This window comes from Stenotrophomonas riyadhensis, from assembly GCF_040256885.1.
Taxonomy (GTDB): domain Bacteria; phylum Pseudomonadota; class Gammaproteobacteria; order Xanthomonadales; family Xanthomonadaceae; genus Stenotrophomonas; species Stenotrophomonas riyadhensis.
In genome coordinates, this window is the sequence record NZ_CP155568.1 from 2,566,346 (window position 1) to 2,589,356 (window position 23,011).

The following is a 23,011-nucleotide window of genomic DNA, read 5'->3' on the forward strand; positions in this document are numbered from 1 at the left end:
CGCCTCACAGCTGCCAGGAGCCGATGTCCGCGTTCCCGGCGTCGCCACCGGGCTTGCTGTCCGCACCCAGCGAGAACACATCGATGTCGCCATGGGTTCCGGGAATCTGGTACTGGTACGGATGGCCCCATGGGTCATTCGGCAGGCGATCCAGATACGGTGTCACCGGCATCGCACCGCCGCCCTGCGGCGGCTTCACCAGCGCCTGCAGGCCCTGTTCGGCGCTGGGATAGCGACCGTTGTCCAGCTTGAACAACTTCAATGCCTGCATCAGCGCCGCGATGTCCTGGCGCGCCGCCACCACGCGCGCCTGGTCGGGACGGTCCATCAACCGCGGCACGATCAATGCCGCGAGAATGCCGATGATCACCACCACCACCATGATCTCGATCAGGCTGAAGCCCTGCTGCCGAGCCCTGCGACCACCCACCTGCCTTGCCATTGTTCCGCCCTCGTCATCCTGGAAGAGACCGCTGTGCCATGGTCAGCGGTGCATGTGTCAGTACGATAAACATCCGCCTGCTATTCGCTGCGCGTGTGCCTGTGCAGGCGCAGCACGTGCCGCAGGTACACATGCAGACTCGAACAAGTGCTGCGGCACGCTGGCCAGCGCATCGTCGATGCAGCCGCGCAGCAACGGGTGCGCGCAGGCCTGCAGCAGGCGCACGCACTGCATCGGCGACCACGCGGTGCCATGGTCGAGGCCGATGAACATCCGGTAGGCCTGGTGGTAGCGCAGATCGTCGTACACGCGCTGCGCACTGGTGAGATCACGCACGACCACCAGCAACGCCGCACGTTGCAGCTGCCGCACATCGCCCGCGTCAAGCGGCAGCGCGTTCATGGCCGCTTCGGGCCAGGGCCGCAGCTGCAGATCGAGGGCGCGCCGCAGCGCGGCCAGCGGATGCGCGCTGCTGTCCAGTGCCGCCCAGCGCGCCGCATCGGCCCAGGCATCACTGGACAGCACCCAGACCCACGAGTGCCCATAGCGCTGCACGTTCACAGGCGTGTGCCGAGCCTGCTCCAGCGACTGGCTCAGGTGGCGATCCAGTTCCAGCATGCTGATCCTGCGACTATCTGCCATCGGCGCCGCCCGTGCTCCACGACGCGTGGTGCGTCGTACTCTGGAGAAGACGTCAGCAAGGCAGTTGAAACGACAACGCGAATGCATCTCTGTGCGCTGTGTGGCGCTTCATCAGCAACGTCATCGCAGCGTCATCTGCCTGCAGGCTTCGCGCTCCAGTCGCGGCGCTTCGCCCCCGCAACGGCGCGCCAGTATCGCCACATCGCTGCGTGCGGCGAACGTTGCCAGCGCATTGGACATATCCACGTCATCGCACCATGACGCCATCGCAACACGCAGCGCCGGCAGCTGCCAGCCATCCATCACGCCCTGGGTGCCGGCCACGAACCAGTGCCAAAGACGATGGTGCTGCACCTGTTCGTGCAGTTGCACGAGATCGTCGATGCCGTGCATGCCCATCAGCAGCAGCACGCGCGCCATCGCCGCAGGCGGCAGCGTGCCGGCCTCAGCGAGGGGCAGCACCTGCTGCTGCAGCCGCAACAGCATCGCCAACGGGTGGGACTGCGGATCGAACTCCAGCAGAACGGCCTGTTGCTGCCATTGCGCATCGGATACCACGCACACCCACGGCGATCCATAGCGATGCACCATCAAGGGCCGTCGCTGCGTGGTTTCCAGCAACGCCGACAGATTGCGGCGCAGATCCAGCACACCGATGGTCTCGTTGCGCATCCTTGGCGTCTCCTTGCTTGCAACAGCCCTGCGCGGCGCGCACGGCCAGCGTCTTCACCTAACCAAGGACGGCAATGCCACCCGGAAAGCGACGCAGATCCAGCGACATCGTCAGTCGCAGCTGCTCCAGCGCCGCGTCCGGATCATCGATGCGGAAACGGCCGCTGACCGGGGCCCGCGCCAATGCCGATTCGCCCAGCAGCACCTTGCCGCGGCGGTAGCGGTTGATTTCATCCACCACCTCGCGCAATGGAGCGCGGCGGAACACCAGCATGCCCTCGGTCCAGGCGCTCACTTCCGAGGCCAGGGCTTCGGCCACCACGCCACTGAGGCGCTCGTCGTACTGGGTCTGCTGGCCCGCCTGCAGCTGCAGGCGGCCCTGCGGGTGCTCGATGCGGGCGCTGCCCTGCAGGCAGGTTACCCGTACCTGGCCGTGGGTGTTGCGGACGTCCAGGCGCACCGCACCTTCATCGGCAATCACGCAGCCCGGCCCCGCGAACAGGGCAAGGCGCAGGCCTGCCTGGGTTTCGATCGCGGCCTGGCCCTGCACCAGCTCGAAGCCTTCGCCCTGCGTGTCCGCACGACGGCGCAGGCTGCTCTGCGTATCCAGTTCGATCTTCAGCTGCGGCAAGGGCGCGATCTGCAGCCGTTCACCGGTGCCGGTGTGGAAATCGGCCGCCATCGCCGTCACCGAGGGCCACAGCCCCAGCGGCGGGCGGATCGCCGCCACCACCACCAGACTGGCCGGTGCGGCAATCGCGGCGCCCAGGAAGGCGCGCCGGCTCCAGCGCTGGGCCGGCGTCGGCGCGACCGGCTGGCGCGCAGCGGCGGGCAGCTGTTCGCCGGCCAGGCGTACCTGCTCCCATTGCCGGCGCGCACGGCCGAATGCTTCGCGATGACGCGGGTCAGCCTCGCACCACTCACGGAACCTGCGCCCATCGGCGGCGGTGGCCTCGCCCGAGGTCAGCCGCACCACCCACGCGTGGGCCTGACGCTCGACGGCATCCAGCGGGCGTTGCGGGCGATCGTCAGGATCCATGGGGGCTCATGCCGGACCCGCACGCTGCGGGGTTCTGCTCGGCGTCAAAGTGTAGACGGATGCCGCCGCTCAGAACCGCACCTGGCGCCCCTGCCCGCTGCGCTCGGCCAGGTAATCCTGGGCCGCCTTCAACTCACGCTGCACCAGCCGCAGCGACACGCCCAGCTGGTCGGCGACGTCGCGCTGCTGCAGGCCATCGACGCGGATCGCCAGCAGGATGCGGCGTCGGCGCTCGGGCATGCGCTGCAGCAGGCCGACCATGTCTTCCAGCGCGAAATCCAGTTCGGCCGCCTGCGCCGGGCCCGGTGCCGGGTCGGCCATCTCCATCAGCGCATCCACCTCTTCCAGGCTCAGCAGGCGGTGGTCGGCACGCTGGCGGTCGATCACCGTGTTCATCGCCATGCGCAACAGGTAGGCCGCGGGGTTCTGCACGGCATCCAGGCGGTCACGGCGCGCACTCAGGCGCATCCAGGTGTCCTGCAGCGCATCGCCGGCCAGCTCCTCCGAGCCCAGCTTGCGCACCAGCCGGCGCTTCAGCTCGTCGTAGGCCCCCAGAAGGTGGTCCATCAGGTCAACTGCCCCAGCCGTACCGTTGCTCATGTTCGAATCCTTGAAGTCATGGAAGGGGCGCGCGCCGGCCACAGTCGTGGTCGGCGCCGGAAGGACGGATCTGCAGGGTCACCGGCTGCGGCAGCGCAGCGGCATCGCGCGCCAGCACCAGGCCCTGCAGCGCCTGAAGCAGGCGCGCATCGCGGCGGGCACTGCCACTGCCGGACAGCAGCTCGGGCTGCTGCACCTGGCCCTCCCCATCGACGTGGAAGCGCAGCGTTGCGGCATAGCGGCCGGGCGCGATCTCGGGGTCGTCACAGAACGCCGCACGCAGGCGCTGCTGCAGCCCGCCATAGCGGCGCCGACGCTCGGCATCCGGGAGCTCGGCGCCAATACCGGGTTCGGCTGCCGCGGGCGTGCCCCGGCGCAGCACCACGCGCTGCTCGCCGATCACCTCGGCCTCGATACCGGAATCCTGCAGCAGCATCTGCAAGGCAGGCAGCGGCGCGAGGCTGGCGCGCAGCGCATGGCTGCTACGGCCCGCGGCAAGATCGCCCGGGTACATCACCGACCACCCGCTGATGACGCTGAAGCGCTCGACCGCCTGCTCCAGCGGTTGCGCAGGGATGTCGTAGGCATGAACACCGTCCTGCGCCACAGCGGCAAAGGACAGCAGCAGCCATGCGGCGATGGCCACCTTCCAAGTTCTGACCGCATGGTGTCCATTCAGCCCCCTGACGTAGAACACATGACCCTCGGCAGCGACAGCAGCTGCAGTGGACGCGCGCCACGACCGGAACCCCGGCCCGCGCGCGACCAGCAAGCGGGCTCAAACCGTACCGGGGGCACATGTCATTGCGATGACCGCCGCCCACGGCCGACCGTCGGGCCAGCCTTCCTGGAGCCAGTCACGGATCAGGCATCAACGAATCGAACAGACCACGCTATCTACGCACGGGGGTCAGAGCCCGTTGCGCAGCAACGGGATCCGACCCCGTGCCGGCCAAAACGTGTCGACCAAGGTCGACACCCACCAAGAGCAGCTCATGCCGTTCCGACAGATCGCGGAAATCTGTCGAAGGCGGGGTGGGTCCGGTTGCGGGGGCGTGAGCCGCATGGGTCGGGCGCATGCGCCCGGCGGGTTGGGCAGGACGCCCAACCCCGGTCTTGCCGTGTGCGCAGGACTGCGCACACGAGCAAGCGGCGACCGAGCTTACATGGGTGAGGGCGCTTTGCTTGCGAAGCACTGCTTCGCAAGCGCCCGAACGCACAGCCGCCAGCGGCTGGGCCGGGCCCCGGAGGGGGGCTTGCAGCGTCCCCCGCAATCGGACCCACCCCGCCATCCCTCAGCAGGCCTGCTGTTGCTGTTGCTTCGGCTGTTGCTCCTGACGTTGCCGGCCAGCGGCCGGCACTACCGCGGGTGCCGGGTGCAACCCGGCCGGCCCCCTCATCCTCAAAGCGGCAACTGGGTGGTCTGCTTGATCCGCTGCATCGGAATCTCGGTCTTGGTGTTCTGCACCCCGGCAATCCGGTTCAGGTGCTGCATCTGGAACTGCCGGTAGGCATCAAGATCCGCCACCGCCACCCGCAGCAGGAAATCGCAGTCGCCCGCCATCAGATGGCATTCAAGCACTTCCGGGAAAGACTTGATGCTGTTGATGAAGTGGTTGGTGGTGTCCTCGTCCTGCCCGCGCAGCCACACCCGCACGAACACCGTGAAGCCACGCCCCACCTTGGCCTCGTTCAGCAGGGCAACGTAGCGGTCGATGTAGCCGCCTTCCTCCAGCAGCCGCACCCGCCGCAGGCAGGCCGAGGGCGAAAGGCCCACCTGCCGGGCCAGCTCCAGGTTCTGCAGGCGACCGTCACGCTGCAGGGCATCGAGGATGCGGCGATCGAGGTTGTCGAGCTGATACTGCATGGGATTTCACCTTTGGCGACCCCGGCCGCATGGAGTACCAATATTCCCGAATCGAATGGCATCAACGCAACCCGATTTCGCGATCGGACCGCTAGCATGGGCCACCCCCACCTCGTTGTGCCGTTCCATGGACGCCCGTACCACCCTCCCCCTGCCCGATACCTGCGATACCGCGCCGCGCGCCGAATTCCTGCGCGGCCTGCGCGCCGCCGTACCGGTGATGATCGGCTTCATTCCCTTCGCCCTGGTGCTCGGCGCCCAGGCCGCCCAGAAGGGCCTGAGCGCGCTGGAAGTGCCGCTGATGACCGGCCTCAACTTCGCCGGCGGCTCGGAATTCGCTGCCGTCGAACTGTGGACCTCGCCACCGCATATCGCGCTGATCGTGGCGATCACCGCGCTGGTCAACAGCCGCCACCTGCTGATGGGTGCCAGCCTGGCCCCGCTGCTGCAGCACCTGCCGCGCCGCCGCGTGCTGCCGGCGCTGTTCTTCATGTGCGACGAGAGCTGGGCGATGGGCGTGGCCGATGCGCGCCGCCGTGCGCTCGGCTTCAGCCTGGCCTATTACCTGGGCGTGTCGGCAGGCCTGTACACGGTCTGGGTCGCCTGCACCGCGCTGGGCGCGATCGTTGGCCCGATGCTGGGCGACATCCACGCCTACGGTTTCGACATGGCCTTCCCCGCCGTGTTCCTGGTGCTGCTGCGCGGCATGTGGCAGGGCATGAAGGCCGCGCGCCCGTGGCTGGTCAGCCTGGTGGTGGCCGCTGCCACCTACCTGCTGGTGCCGGGTGCGTGGTACGTGGCCAGCGGCGCACTGGCGGGCCTGGCCGCGGCCTGGCTGCTGGCGGAGGACGCGGCATGATCTTCAACGGATTGATCCACTGGACCTCGGTGCTGACCATCGTGCTGATGGCCGCCGCCACCTACCTGACCCGCATCGTCGGCTTCCTCGCGCTGCGCAACCGCACGCTGAGCAAGCGCGCGGTAACGGTGATGGAAGCCGCGCCGGGCTGCGTGCTGATCTCGGTGATCGCGCCCGACTTCGTCGCCGACAAGCCCGCCGACCTCGCCGCGCTGGCGATCACCCTGCTGGCCGCCACGCGGCTGTCGATGCTGCCGACGGTGCTGATCGGCGTGGTCTCGGCGGGTGTACTGCGCTATCTGATGGGCTGACGCGCTCGCCGTTCCTGTAGCGCCGAGCCCATGCTCGGCTGCTGGCATTCCCGCTTGCCGCGTGAGCCGAGCATGGGCTCGTCTCTGCAGAGATTCTCCCTGCGACACCCGGTCGCAGCCGATCCCGCCACCCACTTGATCAATGTCAAACCGCCCGCCGCCGTGCGGGCGTATTTCTATGCAGGACCCGAACACGCCGGCGTTACCGGCATCCACAAGGACCCTGCGATGAGCTACACCCCCGACAACGCCCAGCTGCTGAATGCCATGCAGAACGTCATGGTGATCTCCACCACCGACCTGCAGGGCAACATCACCTACGCCAACGACCTGTTCTGCACGCTCACCGGCTTCGCCCGCGAGGAGCTGATCGGCCAGCCGCACAGCATCGTGCGTCATCCGGACGTGCCCAAGGCCGTCTACAAGGACATGTGGGACACCATCAAGGCCGGCAAGACCTGGACCGGCATCGTGCCCAACCTCGGCAAGGGCGGCGTGCTCTACGTGGTGGACACCACCGTGCAGCCGCTGTTCGATGCCGAGGGCAACATCACCTCGTACATCAGCATCCGCCGCGTGGTGAACGACCTGATGCAGAACTACGACCTGGTCGAGTTCAGCAAGGAAAAGTTCGACGACTTCTACGAGGCCGCGTGAACGCCCTCCCGACCAGTACGCCCTTCAGCCGCCTGCTGGTGGGTTTCGCGTCCGAGTCGGGCAATGCCCGCGCCCTGGCCCAGCGCCTGGGCGCGGACCTGCAGCCGCACGCGCCGCAGGTGCTCCCGTTCAACGATATCGACGTGGCCAGTCTCGGCCACGGCGATGTACTGCTGGCGATCTCCAGTTCCTTCGGTGACGGCGAACCGCCAGCCAACGGCGAGCAGTTCTTCGAAACGCTGCGCCAGACCCCGACGCTGAGCGGCCTGCGCTATGCAGTATTCGGCCTCGGTGACACCGGCTACCCCAGCTTCTGTGGCTTCACCAAGGCGCTGGATGCCGTGCTGAGCGAGCGCCAGGCGCAGCCGCTGCTGCACCGCGTGGATGCCGACCTGGGCTACGAGCAGTTCTTCCAGCAATGGCAGCCAGTGCTGGGCCAGGTGCTGGACGGCGACGTGAACGCGGGCCAGGACCTGCACCTGCAGGTCACCGCCTATGGCGAAGACAACGCCTTTGCCGCCCCCATTCTGGAACGCCGCCGCTTGAACAGCAGCGACCCGGCCGCCTGGCACCTGCAGCTGGACATTGCCGGCAGTGGCATGGCGTACCGCGCGGGTGACACCCTGCACGTAGTACCCGAGAACGACCCTGCCCTGCTGCAGGCATTGGCCACCTGGTATGGCGACACCGCCGCCGTGGCCGCCCTGCATGACCGCGAGCTGCGCCTGCTGAGCAAGGGCGTGCTGCGCGAACTGGCCAGGCTCGGCGGCAGCGAGCTGCTGAAGGGCCTGTTGAAGGTCAGCCAGAAGCGCGAGCTGGAAGCCTACCTGCACGGGCTGGACCTGCTGGACGTGCTGCAGGACCACGCCACCCCGGACAGCGTGCCGCTGGCCCGCCTGCGCGAGCTGCTGTCACCGCGCCTGCCGCGCGCCTATTCCATCGCCTCGCACCCCTGCAACGACCAGCTGAGCCTGTGCGTGCGCGAAGTACGCTACACCCTGCGCGGCCGCGAGCGCGTTGGCACAGCCACCGGCAGCCTGCTGCACGGTGGCGACCATGCCCGTGTGTACTGCCGCTCCAACCCCGGCTTCCATCTGCCCGATACCGGCGAAGCCCCCCTGTTGCTGGTCGGCACCGGCACCGGCATTGCACCGTTGATGGGGCTGATGCAGGAGCTGCAGGCCAGCGCGTGCGCGCGCGAAGTGCACCTGGTGTTCGGCGAGAAGCACAGCAAGCACGATTACCTGTACCGCGAACAGCTGCAGGACTGGCACACGCGAGGCGTGCTGGCCGGCCTGCATACCGCATTCTCGCGCGATGGGGCCGAAAAGGTCTATGTGCAGCATGTGCTGCAGCAGCGCGGCGATGACGTGCGCGATGTATTGGCCCGCGGTGGGCATCTGTACCTGTGCGGCAACAAGAGCCACCTGGAAGGCGCGGTGCGCGAGGCCATCGATGCCATCGGTGGCGAAGGGCGCTGGGACGCGCTGCGGGGCGAAGGCCGCACCCATTGCGAGTTGTATTGATCCATTCCACTGGATTGCACGAACGCTCGACTGGTAGAGCCGGCCGCTGGCCGGCTGCGCTTCGCACCATGAAGCTGCCGGCCAGCGGCCGGCACTACCAGACCGCTCTACATCGGCACGCCCACGATCACGCTCGACGCCTTGAACAGCGCTGCGGTACTGGCGCGGGTGATCACCGTCGGTGGCCAGGGGCACTGGGACACGCTACGAGGTGAAGGCCGCACGCACTGCGAGTTGTATTGATCCATCACCACTGGACCACACGAACCCTTGATCGGTAGAGCCGGCCGCTGGCCGGCTGCGCTTCGCACCATGAAGCTGCCGGCCAGCGGCCGGCACTACCAGACCGCTCTACATCGGCACGCCCACGATCACGCTCGACGCCTTGAACAGTACTGTTGCCGTGCTGCCTTCGCGCAGTTCCAGCGCTGCGGTACTGGCACGGGTGATCACCGCCACCACGCTGCAGCCATGGCCGATGTCCACCACCACCTCGTCATTCACCGCGCCCTCGGTGATCCGCTCCACCGTGCCGGTGAACTGATTGCGCGCCGAGTAGCGCGCGCCCTCGCCCTGCGCCACGATCACCGACGAGGCTTTCACCAGCGCATAGGCCGGCACGCCCACCGCCAGCCCCAGCGATTCCACGCTGCCATGGGTGATGGTGGCCACCAGCGCCAGGCCCGGTGCCACTTCGATCTGCACTTCATCATTCACCGCGCCGGTGGCCAGCGCGCTGACCCGGCCGTGGAACTGGTTGCGTGCACTGGTGATCATGCCGATTCTCCGGATCAGGGCCAGATCCTCGTCCAGCCCGGGGGTGGCCTGCAGCGACTGCAGGAACGTACGGTGCGCGCGCTCGACCTCCTCGAACCGCGCGATCAGCTGGTGGCCGCGCTCGGTCAGTCGCGCACCGCCACCACCACGGCCGCCCACGCTGCGCGCGACCAGCGGTTCGCCGGCCGCGGTGTTCATCGCGTCCACCGCGTCCCAGGCGTTCTTGTAGGTCATGCCCATGCGCTTGGCGGCCTGGCTGATCGAGCCACACGCATCGATCAGGCCCAGCAGCGCGAAGCGTCCGCGGCCACCCACGCTCTGCCCGGCAATGCTCAGCCACAGGTTGCCCTGCAGCTCCAACGGCGGCTCGGCCTCACTCATCGTGCTTCGATCCCTGCGTTCGCGCGAGCGGCCAGTGTACGGCGTGACCGCCCTGCACCGTGCTTGATATCGATCAAGGTGGCCGTGCCGGCCAGCGCCGAGAATCCCCGGGTCGGTCATCAAGTTGACCCCTGCCAACCGTTATATCATCTTGGATATAACGAACCCGAGGACTCGCGAGGATGCGTACCTGTCGTTTCGTTCTACCCCTGTCCGCCCTGCTGCTCCCGCTTGCCGCCACCGCGGCCGACACGGCCTCGCCGCCGGTGTTCACCCTGGGCACGATCGACGTGCATGCCGAGCGCGGCACGTCGCCCACCGTGGCCGAACGCAGCCTCGACGCCGAACGCATCCAGCAGCTCGACCGCAACACGGTCGGTGATGCGGTCAGCGTATTGCCGGGCGTGAGCCTGGCGCGCAACTCGCGCAACGAGGACATGGTCTACCTGCGCGGCTTCGATGCGCGCCAGGTGCCGGTGTTCCTCGACGGCATCCCGCTGTACGTGCCCTATGACGGCTACGTGGACTTCGGCCGCTTCACCACCTTCGACCTGGCCGAGATCCAGGTCGCCAGCGGCGGTGCCTCGCTGTTGTACGGACCGAACATCCTCGGCGGTGCGATCAACCTGGTCAGCCGCCGCCCCGAGCGCCCGCTGGAGGGCGACGTGCGGCTGGGCATCGCCGATGGCGGCGAGCGCAAGGCGGCGGTCAACCTCGGCGGGCGTCGTGGCGACTGGTACTTCCAGCTCGGTGCGTCGATCCTGAAGGCCGATGAGTTTCCGCTGCCGGATGGCTTCGTCGACTACAAGCGCGTACCCACCGACACCGGCAAGGACCGGCGCAACGCCTCGCGCGACGACCGTCGCCTGTCGTTCAAGCTGGGCTACACCCCGCGCGAGGGCGACGAGTACGCAATCGGCTACGCGCGCCAGGACGGCGAGAAGGACAACCCGGTCTACACCGGCACCGCGCGCAGCGGCATCCGCTACTGGCGCTGGCCGTGGTGGGACAAGGACAGCCTGTACTTCATCGGCAACACCCGCCTGGGTGAGCACACCACGCTGCGCACCCGCGTCTACCGCGATACCTATGGCAACGGCCTGGACGCCTACACCGACGGTAGCTACCAGGTGGCGATGGACAACAGCAGCTTCCCCAGCATCTACGATGACCGCACCGTGGGCGGCTCGGTGACCTTGGCCACGACGGCGCTGCCGCGCCAGGAACTGCAGTTCGCGATCCACTACAAGGAAGACCAGCACAGCGAGCGCAACCCGCACTCGCCGACCAAGGACTTCCGTGATGTCACCACTTCGGTGGCGATCGAGGACCGCATCGCGCTGACCGACACCTCGCACCTGTGCGTGGGTATCGGCCATGACCGCCGCGACGCCAAGCGCGTGTACTTCTGGCCGACCGGCAGCACCGATGCCACCAACGCCGTGCTGGAGTACGTGCAGCAGCTGGCGCCGGACCAGCAGTGGTACGCAAGCGCCGCGCGGCGCACGCGTTTCCCGACCATCAAGGACCGCTACTCGGCGCGCATGGGTGCGGCGCTGCCCAATCCGGACCTGAAGGCCGAACATGCCACGCATTTCGAAATCGGCCTGCGTGGCCGCTGGTGGGACGGTGGCCAACTGCAGGCCGCCCTCTTCCAGAGCCGCATCGATGACCTGATCCAGAACGCCGTGGTGGCCTCGCGCGAATGTGGTGGCAGCACCTGCAACCAGGCGCAGAACATCGGCAAGGCCCGCCACCAGGGCGTGGAACTGGGCCTGCGCCAGCGCATCGGCGACGACTGGGACCTGCAGACCAGCTACACCTGGCTGCGCCGCACCAACCTGGAAGACCGCCGCGTGGCCCTGCTCGACAGTCCGCGCCAACGGCTGTTCATGGCGGTGGGCTGGCAGCTTCTGCCACAGCTGAAGCTGCAGGCCACGCTGGAAGCCGAACAGGGCCGCAAGGTCAGCTACGCCGATGCCACACGTCCGGTGCGCGAGCTGCCCGGCTATGGCATCACCGGCCTGAAGGCCAGCTGGAGCCCGCGCGACGCCTGGGATTTCGACCTCGGCGTGCGCAACATCGGTGACAAATGGTACGAACTGGCCGACGGCTACCCGATGCCGGGCCGCACCTGGTTCGCCAATGCCAACTGGAGGTTCTGAGCATGACCGCCATACAGGCCCCGCGCATTGCCGCGATCGTGCATGACCACAGCGGCGAGCCCGATGCCCTTCTGGCCGCGTTCGCCGCACGCCAGCTGGCCGCCGGCCACCGCGTGCGCGGGCTGGTGCACCTGCCGCACGAACCCATCGCCAACGGCAACAAGCGCATGGCACTGATGGACGTGACCGATCCCGGCTCACGCTTCCCGATCAGCCAGGCGCTGGGCCCGGCCTCCTGTGGCTGCAACCTGGACCCGGGCGGCATCGCCGATGCCAGCGTGGTGCTGCGCCGCGCGTTGCAGGACCACGCCGCGCTGGTCATCGCCAACCGTTTCGGCACGCTGGAATCGGAAGGCGGCGGCATGGCCGATGAGCTGCTGGCGCTGATGCTGGCCGGCATCCCGTTGTTGACTGCGGTGAAGCTGCCCTACCTCGACGCGTGGCACCAGTTCACCGGCGGCATGGCCGTCGAGCTGCCCGCCGATGACGCGGCGTTGCAGGCCTGGTGGGATGCCTGCCGCACCGCGCCGGAGGCCGCCGCATGAGGCGGCGCGCCCTGCTGCAGGCATTCGCGCTGGCACCGCTGCTGGTCGCCAATGCCAAGCTGCTGGCGATGCCGGTGCAGCGCGTGCTGCGGCTGGGTGCGCCCAAGGCCACGCCCAAGCGCGTGTTCGCGGCCGGTCCGCCGGCTGCGGTACTGCTCGCCGCCGTGGCACCCGAACGTCTGCTCGGTTGGCCGATGAAGGTATCGCCCGAAGCCCTGGCGCAGCTGCCGGCGTCGCTGCGCACGCTGCCGGTGGTCGGTCGCCTGGCCGGGCGCGGCAGCACGGTCAGCCTTGAACGCCTGCTTGCGATGCAGCCGGACCTGGTACTGGATGCCGGTGACTTCGATGCCAGTTACCGCGACTCGGCCGAGCGGGTCTGGAAGCAGACCGCGATTCCGTTCGAGCTGATTGCCGGCCGCCTGCCCGATCATCCGGCGCAGCTGCGCCACGTCGGCCGGCTGCTGGGCGTTGCTGCACGTGGCGAAGCACTGGCGCAGGCAGCGGAGGCGCAGTTGGCACTGGTGCACGAGGTGCTGGCGACGCGTCCCGCTGCGACGCGGCCCACCGTGTACTACGGGCGTGGCAGCGATGGCCTGGAAAGCGGTCTGTCCGGCTCGATCAACACCGAAGTCATCGAGTTCTGTGGCGGCCGCAACGTGGCTGCCAGTGCCGGCGCCGGGGGCCTTGCCCGGGTGTCGTTCGAACAACTGCTGGCCTGGGATCCGGACGTGATCCTGACCCAGGATGCCGGGTTCGCTGCTCGTGCAACAGAGGACCCGCGCTGGCGCGCCCTGCGTGCCGTGCGCGAGCGTCGCCTGCACTGCGCGCCGGTACTGCCATTCGGATGGCTGGATGGTCCGCCCGGTGTCAACCGCCTGCCCGGCCTGCCCTGGCTGCTGTCCAGGCTGCATCCGGGCGCAGTCCCCGCGCTGGCACCCGCCGCACTGCGCGGCCGCATCGGCACGCTGCATCAGCTGCTGTGGGGCCAGCCACTGCCCGCCGCGCTTGCACGCAGCCTGGATGCGAACGCCTGAACATGCGAACGCTTCCACGTTGGACCTGGCATGCCGGTGGCTGGAGCCTGTTGCTGGCAATGCTGTTGCTGGCGTTCTCGGTCGGCCAGTTTCCGGTGCGCCCGGCGGCGCTGTTGCAGGCCATCGGCTGGCAGCTGTTCGGCATCGGCGAACCCAGCGCGCCCGCAGTGCAGGCCGCGCTCTGGCACATCCGCCTGCCACGCGTGCTCGCGGCCATGCTGATCGGCGCGGTACTGTCGGCAGCCGGTGCCGCCTACCAGGCCATGTTCCGCAATCCGCTGGTATCGCCGGACATCCTCGGCGTCTCGGCCGGCGCGGGCCTCGGTGCGTCGCTGGGGCTGTTCCTCGGCCTGCCGATGCTGCTGGTGCAGGGCATCGCCTTCGCCGGTGGGCTTGGGGCCGTGGGCCTGGTCTGCTTGGTGGCAGCGCTGGTGCGGCGGCACGATCCGGTCCTGGTGCTGGTGTTGGCCGGCGTTGCGGTGTCGGCGCTGCTCGGCGCCGGCATCTCGCTGCTGAAGCTGCTGGCCGATCCGTACACGCAGCTGCCGTCGATCACCTTCTGGCTGCTGGGTGGCTTGAACGCGGTGGTCATCGACGACCTCAAGGTCACCGCGCCGCTGCTGCTGATCGGGCTGGTGCCGCTGGTGCTGCTGCGCTGGCGGGTGAACCTGCTCGGCCTGGGTGACGAGGAGGCCAGCGCGCTGGGCGTGGCGGTCACCCCGCTGCGCTGGACGCTGATCGCCGCCGCCACGCTGTGCACGGCGGCAGCGGTGTCGCTGGCCGGCATCATCGGCTGGGTCGGGCTGGTGGTTCCACACATCGCGCGGCTGCTGGTCGGCGCCGACTTCCGTCGCCTGCTGCCGGCCAGTCTGCTGCTCGGCGCCAGCTTCCTGCTTGCCGCCGATACGCTGGCGCGCACCCTGGCGCCGATCGAACTGCCACTCGGCATCCTCACCGCCTTCGTCGGCGTGCCGTGTTTCCTGCTGGTGCTGGCACGCAGCGAGCGTCGCCCATGAATGCTGCGGCCCCGCTTCTGGAAGCACGTGGCCTGGTCATCGGCCATGCCGGCGTGGCACTGGGCGTGCCGTTTGCACTGTCGGTGCAGCCCGGCGAGGTGCTGTGCCTGCTTGGCCCGAACGGCTGTGGCAAGACCACCCTGTTCCGCACCCTGCTCGGCCTGCTGCCTGCGGTTCGCGGCGAAGTCGACCTGCAGGGCACGCCGCTGCGCGCGCATGATCGCGCCGCCCGCGCCCGCCGCATGGCGTACGTGCCGCAGGCCGCGCCGCTGCCCTTTGCCTGGCGCGTGCGCGAGGTGGTGGCCATGGGCCGCGCCGCGCACCTGGGCCTGCTGTCCGCACCTGGCCGCGCCGACGAGGCCATCGCCGATGACTGCCTGCGCGAACTGGGCCTGCAGGCCTTGGCCGAACGCACCGTCACTACGCTCAGCGGTGGTGAGCGCCAGCTGGTGCTGATCGCGCGCGCACTGGCCCAGCAGGCGCAATTGCTGGTGATGGACGAACCCACCGCCAGCCTCGACTTCGGCAACCAGCTGCGCATCCTCGATACCGTGCGCCGCCTGGCCGAGCGTGGCATCGGCGTGCTGCTGTCCACCCATCAACCGCAGCACGCGCTGCAGGTGGCTGATCGCATCGCGTTGATGTCCGCCGGTAGCCTGCAGGTGCTCGGTTCTGCCCGCGAGGTCGCAACGCCCGAGCGCCTCGCCACCCTGTATGACGTCGATGCCATACGCGTCGCCGCCGCCCTGCCCGCTTCCGGAATTTCCACATGAGTACCCCGCTACCGACCCCGATCGACCACAGCGCACGCTACCGCCAACACCTGCAGGCCTGTGGTTTCCAAGCCAAGCCGGCCAGTGCCTGGGATACGCGTGCCGCGCAGTCCAGCTGGAAGCGGCGCCACGATGACTTCAGCGAGGCATTCCTCGACCGGCTTGATCTCAGTGGCGTGGCCACGGTGCTGGATGTCGGCTGTGGCCCCGGCCTGCTGAGCCTGCCAATTGCCGCACAGGTGGGCCATGTGCACGCGCTCGACTACAGCACCGGTATGCTCGAAGGACTGCGCGCCGCGATCACCCGCGACGGCATCGGCAACATCACACCGTGGGCGCTGTCGTGGACCGACGACTGGGACGACGTGCCACGTTGCGATCTGGCCATTGCCTCGCGCTCGTTGATGGTGCCGGATCTGGAGGCCGCGCTGCGCAGGCTGGATGCGCACGCCCGCCAGCGCGCTTGCATTACCTTCGCCACCGGCCCTCGTGCCGGCGTACCGGAGCTGGCCGGGCTGCTTGGCCGTGACTGGGTGCCGATGCCCGACCATCGCTACCCGATCAACATGCTGCTGGACATGGGGCGCGAGCCGCAGGTGGATTACCTGCCCGAATCGGTACGTGATGTCGCACAGGATGCCGATGGCCTGGTGCGCCAGGCAGTAGAGCTGTTCGGTGCATTGGATGCGGATGAGGAAGCGCGCGTACGTGCATGGCATGCCCGCTCGCCGCAGCATCGTTTCGGCATGGCACCGACCCGGCGCTGGGCGTTCATCCAGTGGGCGACGAACGGTTGAACCGGTAGAGCCGGCCGCTGGCCGGCTGCTCCGGATTCCATGGTTGCCGGCCAGCGGCCGGCACTACCATCAGATGCAACCATTCATCGCCTGAGCGTCGCGGAACCCCTGAACCGGTAGAGCCGGCCGCTGGCCGGCTGCTCCGGAATCCGTGGTTGCCGGCCAGCGGCCGGCACTACCATCAGACGTAACCAACCATCGCCTGTACGTCACGGAACCCCTGAACCGGTAGAGCCGGCCGCTGGCCGGCACTACCATCAGATGCAACCAACCATCGCCCGTGCGCCCATCACGGATCAACCACCGACGATGCGGCCATCTACCACGCGTGCCACCTGATGGCCGAACATGGCCACATCCTGCGGGTCGTGGCTGATCAACAGCAACGGAATACCAGTCTTGTCCAGCACGGTCTCAAGCTCCTGGCGCAGGTGCTGGCGCAGGTCATGGTCCAGCGCGGAGAACGGCTCATCCAGCAGCAGCGCCTGCGGCTGTGTCACCAGGGCGCGCGCCAGGGCGGTACGCTGGCGCTGTCCCCCGGATACCTGTGAGGGCAGCAGATCGCCCACCGTGTCGATGCGGAATGCGTGCAACCACTGCTCCACCGCTTCGAAGCGCTGCCCGGCGCGCGGATTCAACCACCCCTTCTGCAGACCGAACGCCACGTTCTGGCGCACGCTCAGGTGCGGGAACAGTGCGTAATCCTGGAACACGTAGCCCAGCCGGCGGCGCTGCGGCGGCAGGTCCACGCCGGTCGCCGCGTCAAACAAGGTCTGCCCCTGCAGGCGCACGTGGCCCTGGCCCGGCCGCAGCAGCCCGGCCACCGCCTTCAGGGTCAGGCTCTTGCCGGCGCCCGAGGGGCCGAACAGCACTACCTGCCGCTGCGTGCACTGCAAAGCTACGTCCAGCATGAAATCCTGGCTGGCCGCCTGCAGTCGGCGCTGGACCTGCAGGTCAAGCCACATCACGCAGCTCCCGGCGACGCCCGCCCACCAACCGTGCGGCCAGCAGCAGGATCACGATGCACACCACCGAGGTCAGGATCACCAGCGCATTGGCCTTGCCGTCCTGGCCGGCCTGCACCGCCTCGTAGATGGCGATCGACAGCGTCTGCGTGCGGCCCGGAATGCTGCCAGCCACCATCAAAGTGGCGCCGAACTCGCCCATCGCACGTGCAAACGCCAGCAACAGGCCGGCGAGGATGCCGCGCCAGGCCAGTGGCAACGTGATGCGGAAGAACACCGCCGCTTCGGACACACCGAGCGTGCGTGCGGCCTGCTCCAGCTGTCCGTCCACTTCCTCGAACGCCGCGCGTGCCGGCTTGAACACCAGCGGCAGTGAGGCCACCGCCGCAGCGATCACCGCCGCCTGCCAGGTAAACACCAGGTTGATGCCGAACCACGACTGCAACCACGCACCGATCGGTCCGTTACGGCCGATCAGCACCAGCAGGTAATAGCCCAGCACCGTCGGCGGCAACACCATTGGCAGGGTCAGCAGTGAATCCAGCAGCTCACGGCCAGGAAATCGCCGACGCGCCAGCAGCGCACCCAGTGCCACGCCCAGCACCAGATTGATCGCGGTGGCCCAACCGGCCACCTTCAGCGACAACCCCAGCGCGCTCCAGTCGAGATCCATGCCTCAGGGCTTGCCGAACCCGTGCCTGGCCAGGATCGCCTGGCCCTGTGCCGAACGCACGAAGGCGGTGAAGCGCTTGGCTTCGGCCTGCTGCGCACTGGCCTTGGTCACCGCCAGCGGATAGGCGATGCGCCCCGCCACCGGCACCGCGAAGGCACGGCGCACCCGTTCGGGCATCGCCTGCGCATCGGTGGCATAGACGAAGCCGGCATCCACTTCACCGCGCGCCACGTAATCCAGCGACTGGCGCACGTTCTGCGTGGTGATGGTCTTGCCCTGCACCGACGGCCACAGGCCTGCTGCTTCCAGCGCGCCCTTGGCATAGCGGCCGACCGGCACGCTGTCCGGGTTGCCCAGTGCGATGCGTTGCACGCCGGCACCGGCCAGGTCCTTCAAGGTACGCGGCGCAGCCTTGGCCTGCGGCGGCACCACCACCCACAGCGCATTCACCGCGAACACCTCGCGGGTACCGGCCGCCAGCAGGTCCTGCTGCTGGGCCTGGTCCATCGTGGCTTCATCGGCCGACGCGAACACATCCACCGGTGCACCACGGCTGATCTGCTGCAGCAGCACGCCGGACGCGGCGAAGTTGAAATCGACCTTGGTTCCCGGGTGCGCCTTCTCATAGGCGGCGCCCAGTTCGCGGAAGCTCTCGGTCAGGCTCGATGCCGCCGACACCGTCAGCTCGGCCGCCCAGGCCGGCAGCGTGGCCAGCAGTCCCAGCAACAACAGTCCAGCGCGCTTCATCGTCGGCTCCCGGCCAGGTTCAGTTCGGATCGGATTCGTCGGCCACCGCCAGCGCCGCCAGGCGCTCGGGCTGCAGCAGCAGGATCTCGCGCTGCTTCACCGCGATGATCCCATCATCGCTCAGGCGGCGCAGCACGCGGCTGGCGGTTTCCGGCGCCATCCGCAGGTAATTGGCGATCTCGGTGCGTGCCATCGTCAGGTTGAAGCGCGTGGCGGAAAAGCCGCGGCGTGCGTAGCGCTCGGACATGTCCAGCAGGAACGCCGCCATGCGCTCTTCGGTACGGTGGTTGGCAGCCAGCGTGGCGACCTTGCCGATCTCCGCACTGAGCAGGCTGAACAGCTTGGCCTGCAGCCCCGGCATGCGCGTGGCCAGCAGGCTCAACTTGGGGAACGAGATGCGGCACAGGTGCACGGTGTCCAGCGCCACCGCGTTGCAGGGGAAGCGCGAACCGTGGATCGCATTCAGGCCGATCACTTCGCCGGGCAGGCTGAAGCCCAGCACCTGCTCGTTGCCCTGGCTGTCATCAACGAAGGTCTTGACCATGCCAGCGCGCACCGCAGCGATCGAATCGAACGACTCACCGGCGCGGAAGATGTAGTCGCCGGCATGGAACGGACCGACGTGGTCGACCAGCACATGCAGGTCACCCAGCGCGGTCTTGTCGTAACCCTGCGACATGCAGGCATCGGAAAATGCACAGGTACTGCAGAAGTGCAGCGCGTCGCCATCATCGGCGGCGGCGGGGTTCGGCGTGGCCCGGCCGAGGCGACCCTGGGAAGGCGGAGTTGAAGACATCAGGGCAGGACTCAAGCGATGGCGGCCGCCGGCCGGAAGCATGCGGCCATCATACGCCACAGCAACCGCCCTTCTTCGGCCAGCCGCAGCACGCGTGCATCCCACTGCGCCCAGCCGCGCGCCAGCAGCGGCGACAGCGCCGGCAGCTGTGCGGCGAAGCATTCCTCGAACGGTTCATCATTGCGCCACTCGAAGGCGGCCGCATCGAGCGCATGATCGCAGGCGATGCTCTGTGCCACCTCGGCCGCCATCCGCTCGTCCTCGGACAGGATCAGGCCCGCGGCCACGCCCATGTGACCGGACTGCAATCGCGCCCGCCATTCGCCCAGCTCGTCCTCCAGCCGGTAGAACACTTCGCCGATCTGGCTGCAGGCGGACAGGCCAAGCCCGATGAAATCACTGCGGTCACGCCGTGGCACACCGGCGAGGTCGCAATGGCGCTGGCCGTCACCCGGCCCATGCGGGTTGGGCAGGTCGCCGCGCTGGTAGTGGTCACCACCGATCGGTTCGTAGCCGGCCGCGCGCAGCAGCCGCCAGGCCTGCAGCCAGTGGGCCGCCGAGGGATCCCGTGGCAATGCGCACGGCGCTGGCAACAGGATGCGCTCGGGCGCTTCGGCCAGCACCTCATGCAGACGCTCGATGAAGCCGATGTCCTCACTGGCGGGCACGCGCAGTTGGTAGTAGCGCGCGGTGAAGCCGACCTGTCGCGCCTGTGCCAGCAGGGTCGGCCCCGGCGCATCGGCACGGTCGATCACGTTCAGGCGGGTACAGCCGACCGCACGCAGCTGCGCCGGTGACAGCGCACTGCCGGCGTCCAGCCGCACTTCCACCTGCGGGCGCGCCACGGTGCGCAGGTGCTGCGGCACGGCGTCCAGCAGCTGGCCCAGCTGCGGCGGCGGCAACGTCTCGGCCAAGCCCAGCTGCAACACCATCGCCACCACTTCGCGGTCCTCGGCCAGGGCATCGGCCTGCAGTTGCAGGGCCAGCAGCAAGGTGTCCAGATACGCCTGCGGCGGCACATCGCGACCACCCCGACCGGCCTGAAAGCCGAGCGTCAACCCACGCGGAATCAGGTGCTCGTTGCTGGCGCGCACGGCGGCGCGCCAGCCGCTTTCGCCAAAGCCGGTGCTGAACTGGTCAGCCGGCGGAAACAGCACGTGCCGGGGCTGCCGCAGCAATGCCGCCTGCAGCGCAGTGTCCTCACTCTCATCGACGTGGAAGCTCATGGCACACATCTTCGGGCGTTCCTCTTCGCGTGGCCCTGATTGAAATCAAGCGTGGCGCATCGGTAGGTTCATGCCGGCCAGCGGCCGGCACTACCCTTTCGCCCGCTACCCGGTAGTGCCGGCCGCTGGCCGGCACCCCCTCCACCCACCGCGCACCGTCCCGGTAGTGCCGGCCGCTGGCCGGCAACCCCCTCCACCCGCCGCACACCGTCCCGGTAGTGCCGGCCGCTGGCCAGCAACCCCGTTCACCTGCCGCGCGCCCGCTCGGCCGCGGCCGCATTGATGGCTTCGGGCAGGTCGGTCTCGCGGTCGATCTGCGGGAAGTGACGGCGCTCCATGCGACGGATCGCAAAATGCATCCACGCCAGTGCAGCCGCCACCAGCACGAACAGCAGCATGAAACAGCTGCTCCAGATGCCCACGGCATCGTTCAATGCCCCGAACACGATCGGCAGGATGAAACCACCCAGGCCGCCGATCATGCCGACCACACCGCCCACCGCACCCACGTGCTGCGGGTAGTACACCGGAATGTGCTTGTAGACCGCCGCCTTGCCCAGCGACATGAAGAAGCCCAGCACGAACACCAGCACGGTGAACATCACCACACCGATGGCCAGATGGAAGTGGATCGGGCCATGGATGCCCTTCACCACGTACTCGGTATCCGGGTAGGCCAGCAGGAAGGTGCAGATGGCCGACACGCCGAAGGTCCAGTACATCACCCGGCGCGCCCCCATCCGGTCCGACATCCAGCCCCCGACCACGCGGAACAGACTGGCCGGGATCGAGTAGCACGCCGCCAGCATGCCGGCGTGGCCCACGTCCATGCCGTAGGCACCCACCAGGTAGTGCGGCAGCCACAGCGCCAACGCCACGAAACCGCCGAACACGAAGAAGTAGTACAGCGAGAACCGCCACACCTGCAGGTTCTTCAGCGGCGCCATCTGCTCGGCGAACGGCACCGGCTTCACGCCCTCGCGGCGACGCTGCTCCAGCGAGGGGTCTTCCTTGCTGAAGAGGAAGAACAGCACCGCCGTGACCGCCAGCGCGACCGCCCAGACCTTGGCAACCATGGTCCAGCCCGCGGCCACCATCACCAGCGGCGCCAACAGCTTGGTCACCGCCGAGCCGATGTTGCCGGCACCGAAGATGCCCAGCGCAGTGCCCTGCTTGCTGGCCGGGAACCACTTCGACACGTAGGCCACGCCCACCGAGAAGTTGCCGCCGGCGATGCCCACGCACAGCGCGGCGATCAGGAACTGGGTGTAGGTCTGCGCGTAGGTCAGCATCCAGGTGGCCACGGCGCCACACAGCATCACCAGCACCATCACCTTGCGGCCACCGAACTGGTCGGACCAGATGCCGAGGAAGACGCGGCTGACCGAGCCGGTCAGCACCGGCGTGGCGATCAACAGGCCGAACTGGGTGTCATTCAAACCGAGCTGTTGACTGATCTGGATGCCGATGATCGAAAAGATCATCCACACCGCGAAGCACACGGTGAAGGCGAACGTGCTCAGCCACAGCGCACGCTGCTGCTGCCCGGCACTGGCGGGGGCAAGGGCCTGGTTCATGGGGTCTCCTCGTTCAATGGGGGTCAGCCGATATCCGCTTCGGCTTCGATCTCGTCCAGCCCGCGCACGGGGTAGCGTTCCCGCAGCTGCAGCAGGTAGGCCTGCACCTCGCGCTGGCGTACCTGCAGCTCCAGGTACTCACGCAGCTGCGGCAGCACCGCCGCGAACGGCTGTGGCTGCCCTTCCTCGCGGGCATCGACGCAGACCACGTGGTAGCCCCAGCGCGATTCCACCGGGAAACCGGCCAGGCCCTCGCGCAGGCGGAACACCTGGCGGTCGAACTCCGGCGTGGTCTGCCCACGCTGCAACCAGCCCAGGTCGCCGCCCTCGCTGCTGGACGGGCAGCGCGAATGGCGCAGGGCGAAATCGGCGAACAGGTGCGGTGATTCCTTCAGCAGTCCGACCAGCCGCTCGCCTTCGGTGCGTGCGGCGAAGCGCCCGGCCACGTCGTCGGCCGGCGCAGCCAGCAGGATATGGCGCAGGCGCACGCGGTCAGGCGAGCGGAAGCGCTCCGGGTTCTGCTCGAAGTAGCGACGGCAGTCTTCGTCGGTCGGCACGCGGTCTTCGATCGCGTCTTCCAGCAGCTGCTGGATCAGCACTTCCTCGTCGCTGACCCGGTTGCCCTCCGGTGCCTGCAGGCCCAGCCGCTGCGCTTCCAGCCGCAGCAGCTCGCGCACCACCAGGGCACGTGCCGCCTCGGCACGTGACTGTTCCGGGCGCATCGCCCGATGGTGCTGCATCTCGCGGGCGATATCGGCCTCGCTGATCGCGGTCTCGCCCACGAACAGCCGGCACGGTGCCGGCTGCCCGAGCGAGCGCGGCCCCTGCTCCGCCGCGTCGTGATGGTGCGAATGGGCCTCGGCCGGAACCGGGGCATTGGAGTCGATCACGGTGATCGGCAGGAATTTCGGCAGGCTGCCCATC

The 23,011-nt window shown here is 68.3% G+C and carries 25 protein-coding genes; 10 read left to right on the forward strand and 15 right to left on the reverse strand.

Going from position 1 to position 23,011, the window contains the following annotated elements; genetic code table 11:
• Positions 1-4: 4 nt before the first annotated feature.
• The 7 genes from gspG to SriyCCGPB3_RS12050 form a co-directional block, all read right to left on the reverse strand.
• A complete protein-coding gene (gene gspG, locus SriyCCGPB3_RS12020) occupies positions 5-442 on the reverse strand; it encodes a type II secretion system major pseudopilin GspG (RefSeq protein ID WP_110712520.1) in 438 nt (145 codons plus the stop codon).
• Positions 443-499: 57 nt separating this feature from the next.
• On the reverse strand, positions 500-1,060 hold the full coding sequence (locus SriyCCGPB3_RS12025; RefSeq protein WP_239496473.1) for a hypothetical protein: 561 nt from the start codon (positions 1,058-1,060) through the stop codon (positions 500-502).
• Positions 1,061-1,204: 144 nt separating this feature from the next.
• On the reverse strand, positions 1,205-1,756 hold the full coding sequence (locus tag SriyCCGPB3_RS12030) for a hypothetical protein (protein WP_110712521.1): 552 nt from the start codon (positions 1,754-1,756) through the stop codon (positions 1,205-1,207).
• Between the two features lie 58 nt (positions 1,757-1,814).
• The gene (locus SriyCCGPB3_RS12035) at positions 1,815-2,795 is read right to left on the reverse strand and encodes a FecR family protein (RefSeq protein ID WP_164162463.1); all 981 of its coding nucleotides are present in this window, start codon (positions 2,793-2,795) and stop codon (positions 1,815-1,817) included.
• Positions 2,796-2,864: 69 nt separating this feature from the next.
• Complete coding sequence (locus SriyCCGPB3_RS12040; RefSeq protein ID WP_180853969.1) at positions 2,865-3,395, reverse strand: RNA polymerase sigma factor; 531 nt, start codon at positions 3,393-3,395, stop codon at positions 2,865-2,867.
• Between the two features lie 16 nt (positions 3,396-3,411).
• On the reverse strand, positions 3,412-4,092 hold the full coding sequence (locus SriyCCGPB3_RS12045) for a TonB-dependent receptor (protein ID WP_032128127.1): 681 nt from the start codon (positions 4,090-4,092) through the stop codon (positions 3,412-3,414).
• A gap of 705 nt (positions 4,093-4,797) precedes the next feature.
• Complete coding sequence (locus SriyCCGPB3_RS12050) at positions 4,798-5,262, reverse strand: Lrp/AsnC family transcriptional regulator (protein WP_005409896.1); 465 nt, start codon at positions 5,260-5,262, stop codon at positions 4,798-4,800.
• 127 nt (positions 5,263-5,389) lie between these two features.
• On the opposite strand from SriyCCGPB3_RS12050, the gene SriyCCGPB3_RS12055 reads away from it, so the two are divergent.
• From SriyCCGPB3_RS12055 to SriyCCGPB3_RS12070, 4 genes are all read left to right on the forward strand, one after another.
• Positions 5,390-6,121, forward strand: a complete 732-nt coding sequence (locus SriyCCGPB3_RS12055; RefSeq protein ID WP_014037422.1) for an AzlC family ABC transporter permease — start codon at positions 5,390-5,392, stop codon at positions 6,119-6,121.
• Entirely contained in the window at positions 6,118-6,432 is a 315-nt protein-coding gene (locus SriyCCGPB3_RS12060) for an AzlD family protein (protein WP_005409898.1), read from the forward strand. Before SriyCCGPB3_RS12055 ends, SriyCCGPB3_RS12060 begins: the two co-directional genes overlap by 4 nt.
• 228 nt (positions 6,433-6,660) lie before the next feature.
• Positions 6,661-7,089: a PAS domain-containing protein gene (locus SriyCCGPB3_RS12065; RefSeq protein WP_032128130.1), complete on the forward strand. Its 429-nt coding sequence runs from the start codon at positions 6,661-6,663 to the stop codon at positions 7,087-7,089.
• Entirely contained in the window at positions 7,086-8,615 is a 1,530-nt protein-coding gene (locus tag SriyCCGPB3_RS12070) for a flavodoxin domain-containing protein (RefSeq protein WP_180847672.1), read from the forward strand. The genes SriyCCGPB3_RS12065 and SriyCCGPB3_RS12070 overlap by 4 nt, the downstream gene beginning before the upstream one ends.
• Positions 8,616-8,966: 351 nt before the next feature.
• Here the strand turns inward: SriyCCGPB3_RS12070 and SriyCCGPB3_RS12075 are convergent, their stop codons facing one another.
• The gene (locus SriyCCGPB3_RS12075; RefSeq protein WP_180848229.1) at positions 8,967-9,773 is read right to left on the reverse strand and encodes a TOBE domain-containing protein; all 807 of its coding nucleotides are present in this window, start codon (positions 9,771-9,773) and stop codon (positions 8,967-8,969) included.
• 182 nt (positions 9,774-9,955) lie between these two features.
• Here SriyCCGPB3_RS12075 and SriyCCGPB3_RS12080 point away from each other — a divergent pair, with 182 nt between their 5' ends.
• From SriyCCGPB3_RS12080 to SriyCCGPB3_RS12105, 6 genes are read left to right on the forward strand one after another with little or no spacing between them, the layout of a single operon-like run.
• Positions 9,956-11,938 (forward strand): TonB-dependent receptor plug domain-containing protein, encoded by a 1,983-nt coding sequence (locus SriyCCGPB3_RS12080; protein ID WP_350259299.1) that lies wholly within the window; start codon positions 9,956-9,958, stop codon positions 11,936-11,938.
• A gap of 2 nt (positions 11,939-11,940) precedes the next feature.
• A complete protein-coding gene (locus SriyCCGPB3_RS12085) occupies positions 11,941-12,483 on the forward strand; it encodes a DUF2478 domain-containing protein (protein ID WP_350259300.1) in 543 nt (180 codons plus the stop codon).
• Entirely contained in the window at positions 12,480-13,517 is a 1,038-nt protein-coding gene (locus SriyCCGPB3_RS12090; RefSeq protein WP_350259301.1) for an ABC transporter substrate-binding protein, read from the forward strand. Before SriyCCGPB3_RS12085 ends, SriyCCGPB3_RS12090 begins: the two co-directional genes overlap by 4 nt.
• A 2-nt stretch (positions 13,518-13,519) precedes the next feature.
• Positions 13,520-14,533, forward strand: coding sequence for a FecCD family ABC transporter permease (locus SriyCCGPB3_RS12095; RefSeq protein WP_350259302.1), 1,014 nt, complete (start codon positions 13,520-13,522; stop codon positions 14,531-14,533).
• Positions 14,530-15,306, forward strand: coding sequence for an ABC transporter ATP-binding protein (locus SriyCCGPB3_RS12100; RefSeq protein WP_350259303.1), 777 nt, complete (start codon positions 14,530-14,532; stop codon positions 15,304-15,306). The genes SriyCCGPB3_RS12095 and SriyCCGPB3_RS12100 overlap by 4 nt, the downstream gene beginning before the upstream one ends.
• The gene (locus tag SriyCCGPB3_RS12105) at positions 15,303-16,103 is read left to right on the forward strand and encodes a class I SAM-dependent methyltransferase (protein WP_350259304.1); all 801 of its coding nucleotides are present in this window, start codon (positions 15,303-15,305) and stop codon (positions 16,101-16,103) included. The genes SriyCCGPB3_RS12100 and SriyCCGPB3_RS12105 overlap by 4 nt, the downstream gene beginning before the upstream one ends.
• 296 nt (positions 16,104-16,399) lie before the next feature.
• On the opposite strand, the gene SriyCCGPB3_RS12110 is transcribed toward SriyCCGPB3_RS12105, so the two are convergent.
• From SriyCCGPB3_RS12110 to SriyCCGPB3_RS12140, 7 genes are all read right to left on the reverse strand, one after another.
• Positions 16,400-17,068 (reverse strand): sulfate/molybdate ABC transporter ATP-binding protein, encoded by a 669-nt coding sequence (locus tag SriyCCGPB3_RS12110; protein ID WP_248857794.1) that lies wholly within the window; start codon positions 17,066-17,068, stop codon positions 16,400-16,402.
• Positions 17,058-17,741, reverse strand: a complete 684-nt coding sequence (gene modB, locus SriyCCGPB3_RS12115) for a molybdate ABC transporter permease subunit (RefSeq protein ID WP_006371078.1) — start codon at positions 17,739-17,741, stop codon at positions 17,058-17,060. Before modB ends, SriyCCGPB3_RS12110 begins: the two co-directional genes overlap by 11 nt.
• A gap of 3 nt (positions 17,742-17,744) precedes the next feature.
• The gene (gene modA / locus SriyCCGPB3_RS12120) at positions 17,745-18,488 is read right to left on the reverse strand and encodes a molybdate ABC transporter substrate-binding protein (protein ID WP_110712535.1); all 744 of its coding nucleotides are present in this window, start codon (positions 18,486-18,488) and stop codon (positions 17,745-17,747) included.
• 19 nt (positions 18,489-18,507) lie between these two features.
• Positions 18,508-19,284, reverse strand: a complete 777-nt coding sequence (locus tag SriyCCGPB3_RS12125; protein ID WP_012511268.1) for a helix-turn-helix domain-containing protein — start codon at positions 19,282-19,284, stop codon at positions 18,508-18,510.
• An 11-nt stretch (positions 19,285-19,295) separates the two neighbouring features.
• Entirely contained in the window at positions 19,296-20,510 is a 1,215-nt protein-coding gene (locus tag SriyCCGPB3_RS12130; RefSeq protein ID WP_350259305.1) for a coproporphyrinogen III oxidase, read from the reverse strand.
• A gap of 245 nt (positions 20,511-20,755) precedes the next feature.
• Positions 20,756-22,087, reverse strand: coding sequence for an MFS transporter (locus SriyCCGPB3_RS12135; protein ID WP_350259306.1), 1,332 nt, complete (start codon positions 22,085-22,087; stop codon positions 20,756-20,758).
• 23 nt (positions 22,088-22,110) lie between these two features.
• Positions 22,111-23,010 carry a peptidylprolyl isomerase gene (locus SriyCCGPB3_RS12140; protein WP_350259307.1) on the reverse strand — a complete coding sequence of 300 codons (900 nt, stop codon included), beginning with the start codon at positions 23,008-23,010 and terminating at the stop codon, positions 22,111-22,113.
• Position 23,011 lies beyond the last annotated feature (1 nt).

Excerpts from the sequence above, each read along its gene's own strand:
- gspG (WP_110712520.1), bottom strand. The coding sequence starts at position 442 with ATGGCAAGGCAGGTGGGTGGTCGCAGGGCTCGGCAGCAGGGCTTCAGC.
- SriyCCGPB3_RS12025 (WP_239496473.1), bottom strand. The coding sequence starts at position 1,060 with ATGCTGGAACTGGATCGCCACCTGAGCCAGTCGCTGGAGCAGGCTCGG.
- SriyCCGPB3_RS12030 (WP_110712521.1), bottom strand. The coding sequence starts at position 1,756 with ATGCGCAACGAGACCATCGGTGTGCTGGATCTGCGCCGCAATCTGTCG.
- SriyCCGPB3_RS12035 (WP_164162463.1), bottom strand. The coding sequence starts at position 2,795 with ATGGATCCTGACGATCGCCCGCAACGCCCGCTGGATGCCGTCGAGCGT.
- SriyCCGPB3_RS12040 (WP_180853969.1), bottom strand. The coding sequence starts at position 3,395 with ATGAGCAACGGTACGGCTGGGGCAGTTGACCTGATGGACCACCTTCTG.
- SriyCCGPB3_RS12050 (WP_005409896.1), bottom strand. The coding sequence starts at position 5,262 with ATGCAGTATCAGCTCGACAACCTCGATCGCCGCATCCTCGATGCCCTG.
- SriyCCGPB3_RS12055 (WP_014037422.1), top strand. The coding sequence starts at position 5,390 with ATGGACGCCCGTACCACCCTCCCCCTGCCCGATACCTGCGATACCGCG.
- SriyCCGPB3_RS12060 (WP_005409898.1), top strand. The coding sequence starts at position 6,118 with ATGATCTTCAACGGATTGATCCACTGGACCTCGGTGCTGACCATCGTG.
- SriyCCGPB3_RS12065 (WP_032128130.1), top strand. The coding sequence starts at position 6,661 with ATGAGCTACACCCCCGACAACGCCCAGCTGCTGAATGCCATGCAGAAC.
- SriyCCGPB3_RS12075 (WP_180848229.1), bottom strand. The coding sequence starts at position 9,773 with ATGAGTGAGGCCGAGCCGCCGTTGGAGCTGCAGGGCAACCTGTGGCTG.
- SriyCCGPB3_RS12080 (WP_350259299.1), top strand. The coding sequence starts at position 9,956 with ATGCGTACCTGTCGTTTCGTTCTACCCCTGTCCGCCCTGCTGCTCCCG.
- SriyCCGPB3_RS12085 (WP_350259300.1), top strand. The coding sequence starts at position 11,941 with ATGACCGCCATACAGGCCCCGCGCATTGCCGCGATCGTGCATGACCAC.
- SriyCCGPB3_RS12090 (WP_350259301.1), top strand. The coding sequence starts at position 12,480 with ATGAGGCGGCGCGCCCTGCTGCAGGCATTCGCGCTGGCACCGCTGCTG.
- SriyCCGPB3_RS12095 (WP_350259302.1), top strand. The coding sequence starts at position 13,520 with ATGCGAACGCTTCCACGTTGGACCTGGCATGCCGGTGGCTGGAGCCTG.
- SriyCCGPB3_RS12100 (WP_350259303.1), top strand. The coding sequence starts at position 14,530 with ATGAATGCTGCGGCCCCGCTTCTGGAAGCACGTGGCCTGGTCATCGGC.
- SriyCCGPB3_RS12105 (WP_350259304.1), top strand. The coding sequence starts at position 15,303 with ATGAGTACCCCGCTACCGACCCCGATCGACCACAGCGCACGCTACCGC.
- SriyCCGPB3_RS12110 (WP_248857794.1), bottom strand. The coding sequence starts at position 17,068 with ATGTGGCTTGACCTGCAGGTCCAGCGCCGACTGCAGGCGGCCAGCCAG.
- modB (WP_006371078.1), bottom strand. The coding sequence starts at position 17,741 with ATGGATCTCGACTGGAGCGCGCTGGGGTTGTCGCTGAAGGTGGCCGGT.
- modA (WP_110712535.1), bottom strand. The coding sequence starts at position 18,488 with ATGAAGCGCGCTGGACTGTTGTTGCTGGGACTGCTGGCCACGCTGCCG.
- SriyCCGPB3_RS12125 (WP_012511268.1), bottom strand. The coding sequence starts at position 19,284 with ATGTCTTCAACTCCGCCTTCCCAGGGTCGCCTCGGCCGGGCCACGCCG.
- SriyCCGPB3_RS12130 (WP_350259305.1), bottom strand. The coding sequence starts at position 20,510 with ATGAGCTTCCACGTCGATGAGAGTGAGGACACTGCGCTGCAGGCGGCA.
- SriyCCGPB3_RS12135 (WP_350259306.1), bottom strand. The coding sequence starts at position 22,087 with ATGAACCAGGCCCTTGCCCCCGCCAGTGCCGGGCAGCAGCAGCGTGCG.
- SriyCCGPB3_RS12140 (WP_350259307.1), bottom strand. The coding sequence starts at position 23,010 with ATGGGCAGCCTGCCGAAATTCCTGCCGATCACCGTGATCGACTCCAAT.